The organism is bacterium (assembly GCA_030685015.1).
Classification (GTDB): Bacteria; CAIWAD01; CAIWAD01; order CAIWAD01; family CAIWAD01; genus CAIWAD01.
Genome location: JAUXWS010000046.1, coordinates 59917 through 75682, shown reverse-complemented (window position 1 = coordinate 75682; position 15766 = coordinate 59917). Strand labels below are relative to the sequence as shown.

Sequence of the window (15766 nt, the reverse complement as noted above, 5' to 3'; positions counted from 1 at the left end):
CACGGTCGGTTGCCCTTCCGCAGTTGCGCTTCACTTCGTTCACGATGGTCTGCTCACGGGAGGACTTGCACCTCCAGGACGGCGCCCATGCTGGGCGCACTTAAAGAAGGCCCCGCCGGTGGGGCGGGGCCTTGCCTTCAGCGAATCGTGAATCTTGCGATTCAGGTCACGGAGCCGATGGGGCCTCCGTGCAGGGCTGGATGCTGTGGGTACGGTGTTCATCGGTCATCGGCAGCCCTCCTGATTGACGATGTTGCCAAACCCATCGGCAAGAATAGGTCATCTCTTTAGCCCGGCCAAGGAAAAAATGCGGATGCAGAAATTCCCTGCCGTCACAGGCTGCCGATGCCCTCCAGCAGAACCTCCAATGAATCCGGCCGATCCGCGTACTGGAAGGTCGGCAGCACATGGCGCACCTGGCCGCCGGCTTCGCCGTAGCGGCCCAGCTTGAACAGGTTCCAGGCGGCGATCTTGCGCAGGGAGCGGTGGTTCACCGAGGCCCGGTGCGGGAAGACGTAGGCGGCGCCGCCCGACTCCGCCGCGTCCATGGCCCAGTTCAAGGCCAGCATTGTGTCCCCCAGGGCGCTGTGGAAGCCGGCCAGGCCCGCCCAGGCGTCCACGTAGCCCGCCTGCAGGTGATCGGCCTGGCGGAAGGCGAGCAGCACCCCCTCGCGCAGGTCGCCCGGCTGCCCGCCCGAGGCGTGGAGGGCGGCCCGGCTCCAGCCCAGCCCGCACCAGGCCTCGGCCGAAGCGGGATGGCTCTCCACCGCGCTCAGGAAGGCCTCGCTGGCGGCCGACCAATCCCCGCTGCGAAACTCGTCCCAGGCGGCGCCCAGGGAGGGCCCGTCCCCGCCGGAATGGTCGGAACAACCCGCCAGCAGGGCCAGCAGCGGCCAGACGAGGAGGCCTCGGTTGCGTCCCATGTTCATCGTGCCCTCCTTAGCGAATCAGCAGCATGCGTTGGGTGCGCGCCTGACCCTGCCATTCCAGGCGGGCCAGATAGTGGCCGCTGGCCACGGGCCGGCCCGTGTCCGAGCGACCGTCCCAGCGCACCTGGTGGGTACCGGCCGCCAGCCGCCCCGCGGCGATCCGGCGCACCTGCTCGCCGGCCAGGTTGTAGATGACCAGACGCGTCTCGCCTTCATCGGGCAGCTGGAAGCGGATCCAGGTCTCCGGATTGAAGGGATTGGGATGGTTGCCCTCCAGGTGGAAGGCGAGGGGTGCCACGTCCGCCACCGCGTCGGCGGGCATGAGACCCACCGTCATGGACCGATCCAGGCGGGCCGACAGCCGGCCGCCCGCCCGCTCCTGCTCCAGCCGGCGCCAGGTGGCGCCCTCTTTGCCAACCAGGACCAGGCCCTCCGGCGCCGCCAGTTGCAGCCAGGCCTGCTGCGTGCCCTCGGGCAGCCGCAGGTCCACGGCGCACAGGTCGTTGCCCAGTGTGTGCAGGCGGGCATCACCGGCCTCCCGCCGACCCATCATGAGGCTCCACCCCGCGCCGCCGCGCCAGGCCAGCTCCGCCTCCGCCGCACCGGGCAGGAACAGCGCGCCCGCCGTGACGGGAGCGGCCACCAGGGGCAGCTCCTCCACCGCGTCCAGGCCATGCAGGTCCGTGGCGGACACGTGCAGGAGGTGGAAACCCGTGCCCAGCTGGGCGCGCAGGTAGCGCAGTTCCTGGCCGGAGCCCAGGAGGGTCCGCCCCGGATCCTGCACCAGCTCCGTGACCAGGTTGCCTTGGGCGTCCAGGACGCGGGCGCTAAGCTGTGATAGTGGCTCGCTGGCGAGAAGGCCCAGCTCCAGATGGCCGGGATAAAGGGTGCTGGCCAGCAGGGCCGGCGTCAGGCCGGGCGCCGTGGCGTCGATGAAGAATGTGACGCGGCCCTGCAGGGCGGGATAGTCCGTCGTGTCGGCACGTGCGCTCAGATCAAGGAAGAGGGTTGTGTTCTCCGGCAGGGTCAGGCCCTGGCCGGCCAGGTCCAGCTCGCCGGCGGCGTTCACCTCGCGGCTGAAGAGCAGCTCGGCGGCGGTGGACACGCTCACGGTGTAGACCAGATCGTTGCGCTGCAGCACCTGGGCGAAGCTCTCGTGGTCCCAGCGCAGCACGGGGCTGGTGTTGGTGAGCCACTGCTGGGGCAGGGGCACCAGCACGCGCACCCGGTAGGAGCTGTCGTGCAGGGGCGGACGGGTGGTGAAGAGCACGCCGCGGCCCGATCCGAAGCCCCGGCATCCTGGCGAGGGCATGTTGGCGTAGCTTACCTGGATGCCGATGTTGTGGCCGTAGTTCTCCATGCCACAGGTGGCGAAGTTGTTGTTCTGGTCCAGGTCCGTCACGTCCTTCCACTGCACCAGGATCTCGGTGTCCCCCGTGGGGGTGGGTCTCGTCTCCTGGTCGTAGAGGATGAGCTGAAACTCCTGCACGGGCTGGCCGGGGTTCTCCCAGGCATAGCGGTTGTAGGTGCGGCTCCAGGAGACCACCACCCGGCCCTCGGCCGGATCATGGCGCCAGTAGACGGGCACGTAAAGGGAATCCGGGTAGCGGGGCTTGAGGTCGTCCCAGAAGGCGGCGATGAGATTGGGCGGCCCCAGGCTGCTGGGCAGGTTCCAGTTGCGGAAGTCGTCGATCCAGGTGTCGCCCAGGGAGACCCAGCCGTTGGAGCAGATGCTGAGCCGGCTGCCCGTGCGCCCGTAGTGGGTGAGCGGGAAGGGCAGGTCGATGGTGGTGACGGCGTCGTCGGTGAGCAAGAGGCGCGTGGCGCCGCTGCCGCCGTAGAAGGGATCCAGCTCCACCCAGTCGAAGGTGGGGTGGGTGCTGACGTCGTAGTCCTCGCTCTCGATGGCATAGTAGCCATGGTCGTCCGGGCCCATGGGATCCTCGGGCAGGATCCCGCCCACCGGCAGCGGCACGGGCAGCGCGGCGGAGCGGCCCTCCGCCTCGACCTGCAGCAGGACGTGGAGGGCCTGTCCGGTGAAGAGGCCGGCGCCGCCCTCCAGCACGAAGGAGGCGCTGGCGGTGGCGCCCTGGGCCAGGGTCGGCAGCCAGGCTCCCCCCTCCTCCACCTCGATGCGCGGGTCCAGGCTGCCGAGGGTGAGCTGGGCCCCGCCCAGGTCGAAAGCGCCGATGTTCTCCAGCACCAGGTCCAGCGTGTCGGCCCGGTCCGACAAGAGCTGCGCCTCGCCCGAGCGCCACGCCGCCGAGACCAGGCCCAGGGCCAGGTTGGAGAGGGTCAGGCGCCCGTCCACCACACCCTGGTAAGGACCGGCCGCGAGGTCCGCCACCAGGTGCAGAAGTCCGTGGTTGGGGGCGTCCGCCGCCAGGCGGATGCGGAAGGCCTCCTCCGTCACCGTGGAGGCGCCGGCCGGGATGGCCGGGGTGGCCACCGTTCCCGTTTCAATGGTGAACCAGTCGGGCAGGATCTCCCACTGGGCCGGGTCCCGCAGCACGGCCGTGCCCTCCGGCACGGCGGATGTGCCGCTGGCGCGCAGGGTGAGCCGCACCTCCAGCTCCTCCCCCGCCCGGTATTGGCCGTCCGCCGTCTCCTCCACGATCTGCAGTCCGGTCAACTCGAGGGCCACGGCTTGGGCCGTGACGGGCAGGTAGTGCTGGGCGGGCAAGTGGTCGATGTGGTTGGCGGTGAGGGCGGTCGTGAGACCCACCGGCAGTTGGGCGGGATCCACGGCCAGGAGGACCTGTCCGTTGCGCGTGACGCCGCGGGCCAACATCTGGCTGCCGTCGGCGCCGGCGATGAGGGTGACCACCGCTCCATCCACCGGATCGCCCGCCTGGTCGCGCACCAGCACCTCCAACACGCTTTGCCCAGGGGCCAGCTGGTCGGGGGCGGTCAGGACCATGGGCAGAGGTTCGCCGCGCCAGATGTTGAGGTCGGGGTCGCCCAGCACGTTGTAGATGTGGAAATAGAAGTAGGAGCTGTAGGGGTCGTCCCGCTCCAGTGGGTAGCCGTTGTAGAGTTCCATCTTGCCGTTGAGCAGGGCGGCGCCGATGCCCGTCATGTTCAGGTCGAAAATGGCCGTGAAGAAGCCGCTGCACACGGGGTTGTTGTACTGGGTGCGGGTGTGGAGGTCGCTGGGGCCGACGAAGGCCACGGCTCCCTTGGGGGCGCCGGGGCCGCCCAGGCGCACGAACTTCTCCCCGAAGCAAGGGTCCTCCACGATGACGTCCCCCGAACCCTGGCCGAAGGCGCCCGTCTGGCAGACGAAGCTCCCCACCACCGGCATGCGCAGATCGTTGACGAGCAGGTCCATGTGGCTGCGGTCGAAAGCGGGGTAGATCCAGCCGTTGGAATTGGCCCAGCCGCGGTAGCTGACGATGCCGCGCCCCTGGTTGAGGGCGTTGATGATGGGCGTGGCCCCGTTGGTGAGGGGCGGGTAGAAGAGGCTGTCCTGGGCCGTGATGGTGAAGCCGTTGGCGCGCAGCTTGTCGATCACCCAGCGGCTGGTCAGGTTGGGCGAGATGGGCGGCGTGCCGGAATCGGCGTAGTTGCAGCTCACCACCAGGCCGCGGGTGAGCCAGCCGCCGCCGGAGAGGGTGGGCATCTTCTCGTGGAAGACCGGTTTCTGGGCCATGACGTAGAGCTGGGAGGCGCTGTCCACACTGTAACGCCCCACGAAAAGCTCGGGGAAGAAATCGGTCCCCTCCTGCAAGGCATAGAAATGGTCGCTCACGTCCCAGTCGCCGGTGTGGGCCTGCACCACGCTGGTGGGGCAGGCGGCGGGGCCGTCCACGTCGCCGATGAGGAGAAGGAACTCGGGACGCATCTGCTCCCACATGGTGCGCGTCCAGGCGCGCAGGTTGTCAAAACTGATGGTGGCGGCTCCCCCGGGCATCTGGTCGAAGGTCACGATGCGCACGTCGAAGCCCTTCTCGCGCTTCCACTTGATGAACTCCTCCATGCCGGGGTTGACGATGTTCAGGTAGTTGGGGGAGCCGACGATGACGTAGACCGGGAAGACGCTGTCGTCCACTTGGTTGTAGAACTGGCCATGGTTGGGCACCAGGGCCTGGTAGACGCGCTCCCAGTTGGACGACCAGGCATGGGTGGCCCCCAGCTCGTTGCCGGCGACGACCGGCTCCTCGGCCAGGCCGGCCAACGGCCTTGATGCGCTCGACTCCACGGCACCGTAGTCCAGGCGCAGGCGCAGGGACTCCACCGCCTGCAGGCGGCCCTCGTGGTGGATGACCGGCTGCAGCGAGAGGGAGACCATGCGCAGGTCGCGGAAGACGACGGGCTGGCCCAGGAGGACGGGCCGGTCGAAGCCGCCCGCCCGCGCCAGTTCGACGGTGGCGCTGTGGTCCGCGTCCAGCAGCTCGCGATCCCCGTCCGCCTGGCCGACCAGGGCATCCTCCGCCCGGCCCAGCCCCAGCTTCACGCCGTCAAGGGGGCGCAAGCGCAGCTCCTCCACCACCAGGCGGATGGCGCCGGTGGGCGGCACTTCCAGCCAGCGGGATTCCCGGGGCAGGAGCAGTTGCCCCTCGGCCTCGGTCTCCCGGGCGCCGCCTTCCGTGAGGAAGCGCGTGCTGCCGTCGCGCAGCTCCACGCGCCAGAGGGAGCCGGGGGTCCACGCCACGGTGGTGGCGCTGTTCGCGGCCGACCAGTCCAGGCCGGGCTCCGCCGCGCGGACCAGCGTCCACTCCGCCACGCGGGCCGGGTCGAGGTTCTCCGGCAAGGGGGGCAGTGCCCGGGACGGCGCGGCGAAGAGGCCCAGGAGCGCCAGGGTGAAGAGGGGGCGACGAATCATCATGCATGACTCCCATGCGGCTCGTTGTCGGTTCACTTGACCAGGGTCAGGCCCTGCACGCCCTGCCAAATCTCGCGGCCGCCCTGCTCGAGGCGGATCTGCGCGAAGTAGAGTCCGGCGGGCAGATGGCCGGCCTCGAGGCGGAACTCGTGCTGGCCGGTGGCGAGGGCCTCCCGCGGGGGAAGGGCCAGGACCCGGCGGCCGAGCAGGTCGAACAGGGCGATTTCGGCCCGCGCCCCCGCGGCCCGGGCCGGCAAGGCCAGGCGCAGGGTGGCGGAGGGGTTGAAGGGATTGGGCCAGACGGCCAGGTTGGGCTCCTCCGGGCGCTCCGGTTGGCGCAGACCCACCGCGCTGCCGTTCCAGCTCAGGCGGATGTCCTTCACGTGGAAACCGCTGTCCTGCAGGATGCCGTTGGTCTTGACGCGGAAGGCGAAGCGGAAGGCCGAGCTTGCCCACTCCGGTCCCACGGGCACGCTGTGACGGGTGATCCGCTCGCCCCTCCCCGTCATGGCCAGCATGGTCGTCCAGGTGGCGCCGTCGTCGCCGGAGAACTCCACGAAAGCGCTGTCGCGGCCTCCCTCCAGTTGATGGTAGGCGACGAATTCGAGGGCGCCCGGGGTGGCGCTGCGCACCGGCACATCCAGGTACCAGGACTGGGCGGTGGCCAGGCGGCAGTCCATGTTGGCAGCGCTGTAAAGTCCCGGTGTGTCCTCGAAATGGGTGGCCATGGAGTCATTCCAGGCCACGGTCCAGCCGCAGGTCTGGCCGCTCTGGGTGAAGAAGTCAAGGGTGGGGAACTCCTGGCTGAAAAGACCGGGCTCCCCGTCGCCGCGCAAGGCCACGGGAATGGAGCGCGTGGTGGTGGCGTTGTGGACGAATTCCTGGTGGACGGGAATGCGGCTGGGCAGCCAGGCGGTCAGCCGGTAGACGCCCTGGGGCAGGTTGGCGCTGAAGGCGCCGGGGTTGGTCCAGGTCAACACCGTGTCGGCGGCGAGGTCGGCCAACTGGATGCGCTCGGCCGACAAGGGCGCGCCGCCCTCAAGGGGCAGGAAGTCGAGGGTCAGCTCGTGGCGGGGCAGGGCCTGCAGATTCCAGGTGGCCTGGGTCGGCAGCGAGGGGCCGACTACCACCTGGGAGGCCTGCCCCGCGTAGCCGTGCTTGCGCACCGTGACCGTGTAGGTCTGTGGATGCAGCAGCCGGTAGTAGGCGCCATGGAGCGGGTCGGTGCGGTACCAGGGAGCGCAGTCGGGATGCATCACCTCCTCGATGCGCAGGCGGGCCGCCAGGGGCGACAGGCTGGTGGCGTCGCGCACGCGGGCCACCAGGCCGGGGGCGGCCACCTCGTAGCCGATGATGCGGCGGCAGAGCCAGTTGAGGCCGTCCAGGTTCTCGTTGACGATGAAATCGATCGTGGTCTGGTTCTGCGGTTGCATGCCGGCCGAGCCCTGGGTGCCCACTTCGATGAGCAGACCCGCGGTGCCATAGGCGCCGTAGATCCAGTTGTGCTGGCTGCCCTTGCGTCCATCACCGGCCACGTTGCGATAGGGATGCCAGTTGATCCCGTCGATGCGGGAGGCCATGTCGCCCGTCAGGTTCGTCATCATCGTGAAGTCAAGGCTGGGGCAGGTGTAGGCGCCATCCCAATTCCAGGGATGGATGACGATCTCATGGTTGGTGGAGGTGCGGGCGCTGTGATAGGCCACGGAGGCGACGAAGCGCTCCCACTCCGCCTGGCGGACGATGGCCTGGACCTCGGTCTCGGAGAGGGGGGCCGGGCCGCGGAAATAGTCGAACTGCTCGGCGTCGGAGTTTTGCGCCCACAGGGTGTCGCCGTGATTCCACCAGAAGGGGAAGTTGCGGTTGAGATCCACTCCGCAGCTGTCGGCGCCGATTCCGGGCTGGATGTGGCAACTGCCGCCGGGCAGGAAGGGGTGCGTGTTCTTGCGATAGGTGACGTCCAGCTCGCTCATGACGATGCCCAGTCCGTCGGGATTGTAGCTGGGCACCACGTGGATCTCCATGGACTCGACGATGGGTCCCCACTGGGGGTGGCCCAGGCTGCCCAGGGTCACCAGGCGGCGGATGAACTCCATGGAGATGTTGATGCCCAGGATCTCCTCGGCGTGGCACTGGCCCGCCACCCAGAGGGCGGGTTCGTCCTCTTCGAGGTGGACGTTGTCGCTGATCTTGACCCCCCAGATGGGCGTCTGGGTGGCAAAGGAATAGCCCAGGGAGTCCAGGCGGATCCAGGCCGGATATTGGGCCGCAAGATCGGTCAGCTCGGCGTGGATCTCGTCGTAGGTGTAATAGAAATCATCCAGGGCGGCCTCCGCCGCCAGGGGAAGACAGCAGGCCGACAACAGCAGGGCTGTCCAGATCCTGACCAACTCCTGCCTGGTGTTCTGCATGAGGTCCTCCCGTGCTTCTGAATCCCGGAGCCACGTGCAATAAATGTGCCCGCCCATTCGTCCTGCCAATGGCTTCCGGGAACGAATGGGCGGACGGATTTCCAAACGGATGTAAGGCCTGCCGCCATGTCGCGGCTGGCTGCCTACTGCACCGGCGCGACCGACAAGATCACCACCGGGCTGGACGGCACGTTCTGGTGCATGCCGCGGGAGCCGGTGGGCACGGCGCGAATGGCGTCCACCGTCTCCATGCCCTTGACCACCCGGCCGAAGACACAATAGCCGAAGCCCTGGGGATCTGGGCTGCGATGGTTGAGGAAGTCGTTGTCCACGACATTGATGAAGAACTGGCTGGTGGCGCTGTGAACGGCGTTGGTGCGGGCCATGGCGATGGTACCGCGGTTGTTGCGCAAGCCGTTGCCGGCCTCGTTCTCGATGGGGGCCATCGTCTCCCGCTCGGCCATGAGCGAGTCCATCCCGCCACCCTGGATCATGAAGCTCGAGATCACGCGGTGGAAGATGGTGCCGTCATAATGCCCCTTGCCCACATAGGCCTCGAAATTGGCGCAGGTTTTGGGGGCTTTCCCATAGTCCAGCTCGAGCACGATCTCGCCGAGGCTGGTCTTCATCAGGAACTGCTTGGACACAGTGTCGCCTTTCTCCGGGGGGGTCGCGGCCGCGGGCGCTTCCGTTGTCTGGTCCGTGGTCAGGGCCGGGGCCACGTCCCCACCGCCGGGCGCCGCGCCGCAGCCCAACCAGCCCAGCGCCAGCACGAGCAGCATGGCTTGCCAAACACGATTCATCATCGTCCTCCTTGATCCGTGCTTCCTCCCGACATGGGAACGGCGGCTGGCGACTGCCAACCGCCGTTTCAGTATCAGGAACGTGACGGAGCGCCTGGCTCCGTTACGGCAGCTACTGGGTGACCGTCGACGCTGCGACCGAATCAACCGGGGCAGCAATCGAATCGACCGCCACCGGCTCAGGGGTCACAACCGGCTCCGGAGTCACGACCGGCTCCTCGGCGGGCTTGGAACCGCAACCGATCGCCAGCATCGCCACCACCAGCATCACACCGCTCACCATCTTCCGCATTGGAAGTTCTCCTTTTGTTTGAACAGCCTTTCCAACGAGTCCAGGTCAAAAAGGCACCCGCAACTTAGCAAGTGTTGCCCGAATGCACGTCAAGCCAAGGTCCGGGACGATCGGGGTCCGCCACCGACAAGCGGGTGGCTTCCCCCTCCGTTTCCGCCAGTGCCTTCCCCACGGCGGCCCGGGCCAAGTCCGGCCGGTTGTTGTCCCGGCTCAAGTGGGCCAGCACCACGTGTTTGACATGCGGCCCGGCCACCTGGGCCAGCAGGTCGGCGCACTGCTCATTGGACAAGTGTCCCCGCCCCCCCGTGATCCTTCGCTTGAGGAAGGCCGGGTAGGCGCCTGCCAGCAACCGTTCGCGATCGTGATTGGCCTCCACGATCAGCACCTGCCGACCCGCCAGCTCCTCCAGCACTTCCGGCGTGACATGGCCCAGGTCCGTGCAGAAAGCGACCGAGGCCCCGCCCGCCTGGAAGCCGAACTGGAGAGGCTCCGCCGTGTCGTGGGGACAGGCCCAGCAGTCGATGTCAATGCCCGCCGCCTGGAAGCGCTCCCCGGCCCGGATGGCGACCAGCCGCTCGCCGCCCCGCCAGATGCGCAGCGTCTCCCGGGCCGTGCCCCGGCTCAGCCAGACCGGCAAGCCCAGGCGACGCGCCACCACCCCGGCGCCACGCACGTGGTCGGCGTGGGAGTGGGTCAGCACCACTCCGACCAGCTCATCCACGTCGCACTCCACCGCGGCCAAGCGCCGCCCCAACTCGCGGGCGCCCAGGCCGGCGTCCACGAGCAGGGCGCCCTGGGGGCCCCGCACCACGGCCGCGTTGCCGGAGGAGGAGGAGCCCAGCACACAAACGCGCAGGCTCACGACAAGCCCCGGCTTCCTGGCTTGATGGGCGACGATCCGCCGCGGCAAAGCGGACAGTCGGCGGCAGTGTATGAAACAACGTCCTGGGTGTGACAGGCCACCAAATGTAGCGCACCGGACCCATGTTCAAAACGCAGCTGCCCGGCGCTGCGGTCGACGATGACGCCTACCCCCATCGGCACGGCGCCGGCGGCGGCGACCAGCTCGATCACCTCCTGGACGCTGCCCCCCGTGGTGACCACGTCCTCCACCACCAACACCTGCTCGCCCGGCCTCAGGGTGAAGCCCCGACGCAGGGTCATGCGCCCCTCCTGCCGCTCGGCGAAACGGGCGGGCACTCCCAGCAGGCGGGCCGTCTCCACCGCCACCACGATGCCGCCCACCGCCGGCGCGATCACGCTCTGCGGCGCGGCCCCACGAAAGGCGTCGGCGATCGTGGCGCAGAGCGCTTCGGCGAAGCGCGGGTGTTGCAGCACCAGGGCGCATTGGAAGTAGTGGGGGCTGTGGCGTCCACTGGTCAGGAGGAAATGGCCTTCCAGCAGGGCGCCGCTCTCCTTCAGCATGTCCAGGGCTGTCATGGGGACCTCCTGATGTACATCTCCCACCCTCGCCGGGCGGACCGGCCAGCCCGGCCCTGCCCCCGGCCGCAGCGGAACTCCCCCTCAGGCCTCCGTCTCCCGGCCTGAGGACAGCCGGCCCAGGTTGAAGTCCTCGATCCGTCCCACCTCCTCCGGGCTCAGATCGGCGAAGGAATAGGCCAGCACGGGCTCGTCATAGGCGCTCTCGCGTCGGATGAAGGTGAGGCGTCGGTCGCGGAAGCGCTCGCCCGCCAGCTCGAAGCGGACATGGGCCTCGCGATGATTGGCCACCACATGATGCCGCGGCAGGGTCAAGACGGCGCGGAAGCCGCCGGCGCTGATGTTGAGGGTGGTGGCGGACACCCAGCACATCTGGATGAACTCCCGCCCCCGCGACCGGGTAAGTGCCTCGTTGCGCAAGGGCAGGCGCAGTTGCATGGCCACCCGGCAGGCCACTCGGACATGCTTGCGTCTGGTGTTGCGCGTGACATGGGCGGGCCGCCGGAGCGCCAGCCGCTCGCGGCCGTCCAAGGTGACCAGTCCCTGGACCTGCGCCTCGAAGCTCCCCAGCTGGGATCCCTCGTGGAAGCGGCACTGGATGCGGGAGCCGCCCTCCAGGCGGCGCAGGTCGGGGGGAAGGATCTCGCCCAGGGAGAGCAGCAGGATCTCCTCGTCGGCCTGCAGCAGCTCGGTGCGCCAAGTCATCGGTCCCAGCGTCAACTGGATGGGAGTGCCGGGACGGGGCATCTCGTCCATCAGGCGCACCCCAAGCGCCGGGCGTAGTCCAGGGCGCGCCGCCGCACGGCCTCCGGCTCGGCCACCGCATCCGGGCCGTAGAGGATGTCCCGCGAGACATTGATGAGGGCCGGCCCCCCACCCATTTCCAGGATCGCCTGCACCTCCTCCAGGCTTCCCCCCTGGGCGCCCACACCGGGTATGAGCAGGGGCAGTCCGGGGAAGGCGGCGCGGATCTCAGCCAGGTCCGCGGTCCTCGTCGCTCCCACCACCGCGCCCAGGCGTCCGGCCGCCCAGTCGGCGTTCCAGGCGGCCAGTTTCTCCAGCACACGCCAGTAGAGCGGCCGTCCCTCGACGGGCAACAACTGGAAATCCGCCGCGCCGGGGTTGGAGGTGAGCGCCAGGACGAAGGCCCCCCTCTCCGGGCGCGGGTCATCCGCGCCGGTGGCGCCCAGGAAGGGCTCCAGGCTGTCGCGACCCATGTAGGGCGCCAGGGTGACGGCCCGGGCGCCCAGCCCGTTGAAGAGGGCGCGGGCATAGCGCGCGCTGGTGTTGCCGATGTCGCCGCGCTTGGCGTCGACGATCAGGAAGGCGCGCTCGCCGACACAATGGCAGACGGCCTCCAGCGCGGCCCAGCCCGGCGCGCCCTGCTGTTCGAAGAAGGCGGCGTTGGGCTTGAAGGCGGCCACCAGATCATGCGTGGCTTCCACCAGGTCGCATCCCAGGGCAGCCAGCGGATTGGGCAGGCTCAGGTAGCGGGTCGGCATCCGCTCCGGATCCAGGTCAAGGCCCAGGCAGAGGCGGTTGCCCCGTTTATTGATGTGATCGATCAGTGTGCGCATGGATCAAGGTAGCAAGGATCGGGAGTCCCATGGGCCACCCGGCCGCGGAACCAGGGCTTCGCCGCCTCCTTTCACCACCGCAGGTGGGTGGCCAGGATGCGCAGACCGATGAGGATGAGGATGATGCCGCCCGCCCGCTCCATGCGCGGGCCCCAGGCGGACCCCAACCGCCTCCCCAGTCGCACGCCTGCCCAGGAGAGCAGGCCTGTCACCACGCCGATGACGAGGACGGGTTGCCAGATCTCCACGCCCAGGAAGGCCAGGCTCAGGCCCACGGCCAGGGCGTCCAGGCTGACCGCCACCGACAGGGCCAGCAAGGTCCAGCCCCGCGTGGGATCGGGGCGATCCTCGTCCACCTCCTTTTCACGGGCACGCAACATGCGCAAGCCAATCCAGGCAAGCAGGCCGAAGGCCAGCCAGTGGTCGACGGCGTACAGCAGCCCGGCCAGGCTGAGGCCAGCCAGCCAGCCCAGCACGGGCATCAGGGCCTGGAAGAGGCCGAAATGGAAAGCGAGGCGAAAGGCCGGCCGGCGGCCGGCGGGCAGGACGGCGGAGCAGGCCAGGGAGACGGCGAAGGCGTCCATGGCCAGGGCCAGGGCCAGGAGGATCGTCTGGATGAGGTCCAGATTGGCACCCATGATCAAAGACCGGGGGGTAGCTCAGTCCCCCCCAACCAGGCGGCCACCGAGAGGAAGGAACCGCCCACCAGCAGCGCCTCCCGCATCCAGGGATCGTCCGTCGGCCGGCCGCTCTCAATCCCGTTCCGCAGCAGGTCCAGCTGGGCCCGCCGGCAGAAGGTGGCGGTGACTCCCGCGCGGCGGGCGGCCTCCTCCCACTCGGGACGATCGGCGGCGCGCGGGTGCCCGTCCACCAGCAGGATGCGGACCTCCGCCAGCACGGGGCGCAGGGCGGCCAGGTTGCCGGCCAGGTCCTTGTCGCGCATGCCGGCCAGCAGGGCGTTGAAGCGCCGGTCCGGCCAGTGGCGCGCCAGCTCGGCGGCAAGATGGGCCAGGGCGGGCGGATTGTGCGCCACGTCCAGGACACGCGGGGGGTCGCGGCTGACCACCTGGAAGCGGCCCCGCCACTCGTCCTCCGCGAGCCGACAGCCGGCGCCCGCTTCTCCCGCCGACAGCAGCCGGAAGGCCGCCAGGGCCAGTCCGGCCGCGGAGCGCCAGCCCGCCGTGTCCACGGGCGGCTCCAGCCAGGCTCCACCGCGGGGATCCACCAGGCGGAGCTTCTCCCGCGGGGCGGGTGGACAGGTCCCCATCGACGGGTCATGAAGCACCAGGCGGGCGCCGCGCGCCTCCACCGTCCGCCTGACCACCTCACGCAGGGCGGGGTCGGTCTCGGCGCAGAGCAGGATGCCGCCCGGCGGGGCCACGTGGGCCTTGTCGCGCGCCACATCGGCCAGGGTCGGACCCAGGACGCCCAGATGGTCCGCCCCCACGTTGGTGAGGAGGGCGAGCCGGGGCGTCACGGCGCTGGTGGCGTCCCAGCGGCCGCCCAGGCCGCACTCGAGGACGGCCCAGCCGAGGCCGGCCCGCCGGAAGGAGGTAAGGGCCAGCGCCGTGAGCAGCTCGAAATAGGTGGGCTGGAGGGCTTCCAGATGGGGTTCCAGCTCGTGCCAGGCATCGAGCGCGATCTTTTCGTCCAGCGGGACGCCGTCCAGCCGGATCCGCTCCGATGGATGGAGCAGGTGTGGCGAGACGAAGAGGCCGGTGCGATGGCCGGCCGCCCGCAGCAAGGAGGCCAGGGCGTAGGCCGTGCTCCCCTTGCCGTTGGTGCCCGCCACCTGGATGCAGGACAATCCGCGCTCCGGGTGGCCCAGGGCCTCCAGCAGACCCGCCATCCGCTCCAGTCCGGGCTTCATGCCGAAGCGCGCCCGGGCGTCCACGGCGCGCCAGATGGCGTCCCAGCCGCTGCTGGTCACGGCTGGCCGGCCAGGCTGAGGTCATGCAGGTCGCGCAGGGCGGCGGCCAGCGCCCCGGCGATGCGGCGGCGACCCTCGGCCGAATCCAGCAGCCGGTGGTCGTCCACGTTGGTGATGAAGCCGCATTCCACCAGGACGGAAGGCATGCTGGCCCCCACCAGGACCTGGAAGCCCGCCTGCTGGATAGGCCGCCGGCGCGGCTCCGTCACCGCGGCCAGCCGGCGGGAGATGAGGGCAGCCACGCCCATGCTCTCCTCGGCCCAGGCGGACTGCGCCATGGAGGCCAGGATCCAGTCGGTGGGCGCCCGCCCTTCGACGCCGCCGTCGAACTCCAGCACGCGGTTCTCGCGCAGGGCCACCTGGCGGGCGTGCTCGTTCTTGCCCGGCCGCAGCAGGAAGACCTCGTGGCCGCGCGCCTGGCGGTTCTTGGCCGCGTTGATGTGGATGGAGAGGAAGAGCTGGCCCCGGGCCTCGTTGGCGCGCCGCGTGCGCTCGCCCAGCGGAAGGTACTCGTCCTTGTCGCGGGTGAGCAGCACCTCCAGCCCGGGCAGCTCCCGACGAAGCTGGTCGCGCAGCTCGAGGGCGATGGCCAGGGTCATGTCCTTCTCGCTGCGGCCCCAGCGCGAGACGGCGCCCGGATCGTGGCCGCCGTGCCCGGCGTCGATCACCACCCGGCGCAGCTCCTCGCGCAGTCCGCGCACCGGCAGGCTGGCCAGGGCCTGGGCGGCCGCCTCGGCGGCGGGTTCCTCCAGGGCGGGAGCTAGCACGGTGGCACCCCGGCGGCGCAGCAGGATCTGGATTTCGCCCAGGGACTCCACCTCCTCCACATCGAGCAGCTCGGCTTCCGGCGCCAGATCGAGGCGCAGCACCCAGTCCTCGGCCGTGCGCGTGGCTTTCAGGGTCCGGATGAGGGCGCCGGAGGCCGGCTTCAGGCGGGCGGGATCCTCCAGCGCCGCCAACTCGGGGAGGGCGGGCAGGCGCAATTCGAGGCGGCCGGGGCGCGACAGGCTTTCGAAGACGGGGATGGCGGGCAGACGTAGCCGCAGCAGCTCGCCGCCCGTCACCACCTCGCGCTCCAGGGCGGCGGCAGTGACCTCCAGCTCCAGTTCGCCCGCCGCCAGGTCGAAGCTCCCGCGCAGAAGGCCCACCGCCAGCAGGGCCGTCAGCACGCGCTCGTCGACCAGCAGGCCATCCGCGCTGCGCCGCACGGGGCCGGCCAGGGGCAGGGCACGGCCGTCCAGGCGGGCGAAGCGCATGCCCGTCACCAGGCGCAGCTCGTGGCCGCGGGCCCACAGCGTCGCCCGCGGACCGTCGAGGTCGGCCAGGCTGCCTTCCAGGCGGAGCAGGTCATCCAGGCAGAAGAGGCGCGCGGCGCCGGCGCGCCAGGTGGGCAGGATCGCCTCCCGGCCGTCCCCCAGCCGCACCAGCAGCTCGCGATCGGCGGGCAGGCCGTCGCCCGCCAGGGCGGCGGACCTGGTCGCCAGCAGGAACGGGATGAGAAGACAGGCAAGGCGGAAGAGGAGCGACGCTCGTCGCAGGCTGGGACCGATCATCGCGTCTCC

Annotated in this window: 12 protein-coding genes; all 12 read right to left on the bottom strand. The window is 69.9% G+C overall.

Annotated features, from left to right (window positions below):
• Positions 1-332 precede the first annotated feature (332 nt).
• The gene (locus Q8O14_06420; GenBank protein ID MDP2360372.1) at positions 333-929 is read right to left on the bottom strand and encodes a hypothetical protein; all 597 of its coding nucleotides are present in this window, start codon (positions 927-929) and stop codon (positions 333-335) included.
• Positions 930-939: 10 nt separating this feature from the next.
• A complete protein-coding gene (locus tag Q8O14_06415) occupies positions 940-5757 on the bottom strand; it encodes a C25 family cysteine peptidase (GenBank protein ID MDP2360371.1) in 4818 nt (1605 codons plus the stop codon).
• 29 nt (positions 5758-5786) lie between these two features.
• Positions 5787-8162 (bottom strand): M14 family zinc carboxypeptidase, encoded by a 2376-nt coding sequence (locus tag Q8O14_06410; GenBank protein ID MDP2360370.1) that lies wholly within the window; start codon positions 8160-8162, stop codon positions 5787-5789.
• A gap of 143 nt (positions 8163-8305) precedes the next feature.
• Positions 8306-8791: a peptidylprolyl isomerase gene (locus Q8O14_06405; protein ID MDP2360369.1), complete on the bottom strand. Its 486-nt coding sequence runs from the start codon at positions 8789-8791 to the stop codon at positions 8306-8308.
• A gap of 286 nt (positions 8792-9077) precedes the next feature.
• Complete coding sequence (locus tag Q8O14_06400) at positions 9078-9257, bottom strand: hypothetical protein (protein MDP2360368.1); 180 nt, start codon at positions 9255-9257, stop codon at positions 9078-9080.
• Between the two features lie 64 nt (positions 9258-9321).
• Positions 9322-10119, bottom strand: a complete 798-nt coding sequence (locus tag Q8O14_06395; protein MDP2360367.1) for an MBL fold metallo-hydrolase — start codon at positions 10117-10119, stop codon at positions 9322-9324.
• The gene (pyrE, locus tag Q8O14_06390; protein ID MDP2360366.1) at positions 10116-10697 is read right to left on the bottom strand and encodes an orotate phosphoribosyltransferase; all 582 of its coding nucleotides are present in this window, start codon (positions 10695-10697) and stop codon (positions 10116-10118) included. Before pyrE ends, Q8O14_06395 begins: the two co-directional genes overlap by 4 nt.
• An 84-nt stretch (positions 10698-10781) precedes the next feature.
• On the bottom strand, positions 10782-11453 hold the full coding sequence (locus Q8O14_06385) for a hypothetical protein (GenBank protein MDP2360365.1): 672 nt from the start codon (positions 11451-11453) through the stop codon (positions 10782-10784).
• A complete protein-coding gene (gene pyrF, locus Q8O14_06380; protein MDP2360364.1) occupies positions 11453-12274 on the bottom strand; it encodes an orotidine-5'-phosphate decarboxylase in 822 nt (273 codons plus the stop codon). The genes Q8O14_06385 and pyrF overlap by 1 nt, the downstream gene beginning before the upstream one ends.
• 71 nt (positions 12275-12345) lie before the next feature.
• On the bottom strand, positions 12346-12900 hold the full coding sequence (locus Q8O14_06375) for a manganese efflux pump MntP family protein (protein ID MDP2360363.1): 555 nt from the start codon (positions 12898-12900) through the stop codon (positions 12346-12348).
• A gap of 14 nt (positions 12901-12914) precedes the next feature.
• Entirely contained in the window at positions 12915-14204 is a 1290-nt protein-coding gene (locus tag Q8O14_06370; GenBank protein MDP2360362.1) for a Mur ligase family protein, read from the bottom strand.
• On the bottom strand, positions 14201-15757 hold the full coding sequence (locus Q8O14_06365; protein ID MDP2360361.1) for an N-acetylmuramoyl-L-alanine amidase: 1557 nt from the start codon (positions 15755-15757) through the stop codon (positions 14201-14203). The genes Q8O14_06370 and Q8O14_06365 overlap by 4 nt, the downstream gene beginning before the upstream one ends.
• Positions 15758-15766 lie beyond the last annotated feature (9 nt).

Coding starts and splice junctions, on each gene's coding strand:
- pyrE (MDP2360366.1), bottom strand. CDS start 10,697: ATGACAGCCCTGGACATGCTGAAGGAGAGCGGCGCCCTGCTGGAAGGC.
- Q8O14_06410 (MDP2360370.1), bottom strand. CDS start 8,162: ATGCAGAACACCAGGCAGGAGTTGGTCAGGATCTGGACAGCCCTGCTG.
- Q8O14_06415 (MDP2360371.1), bottom strand. CDS start 5,757: ATGATGATTCGTCGCCCCCTCTTCACCCTGGCGCTCCTGGGCCTCTTC.
- Q8O14_06400 (MDP2360368.1), bottom strand. CDS start 9,257: ATGCGGAAGATGGTGAGCGGTGTGATGCTGGTGGTGGCGATGCTGGCG.
- pyrF (MDP2360364.1), bottom strand. CDS start 12,274: ATGCGCACACTGATCGATCACATCAATAAACGGGGCAACCGCCTCTGC.
- Q8O14_06420 (MDP2360372.1), bottom strand. CDS start 929: ATGAACATGGGACGCAACCGAGGCCTCCTCGTCTGGCCGCTGCTGGCC.
- Q8O14_06405 (MDP2360369.1), bottom strand. CDS start 8,791: ATGAAGACCAGCCTCGGCGAGATCGTGCTCGAGCTGGACTATGGGAAA.
- Q8O14_06385 (MDP2360365.1), bottom strand. CDS start 11,453: ATGGACGAGATGCCCCGTCCCGGCACTCCCATCCAGTTGACGCTGGGA.
- Q8O14_06365 (MDP2360361.1), bottom strand. CDS start 15,757: ATGATCGGTCCCAGCCTGCGACGAGCGTCGCTCCTCTTCCGCCTTGCC.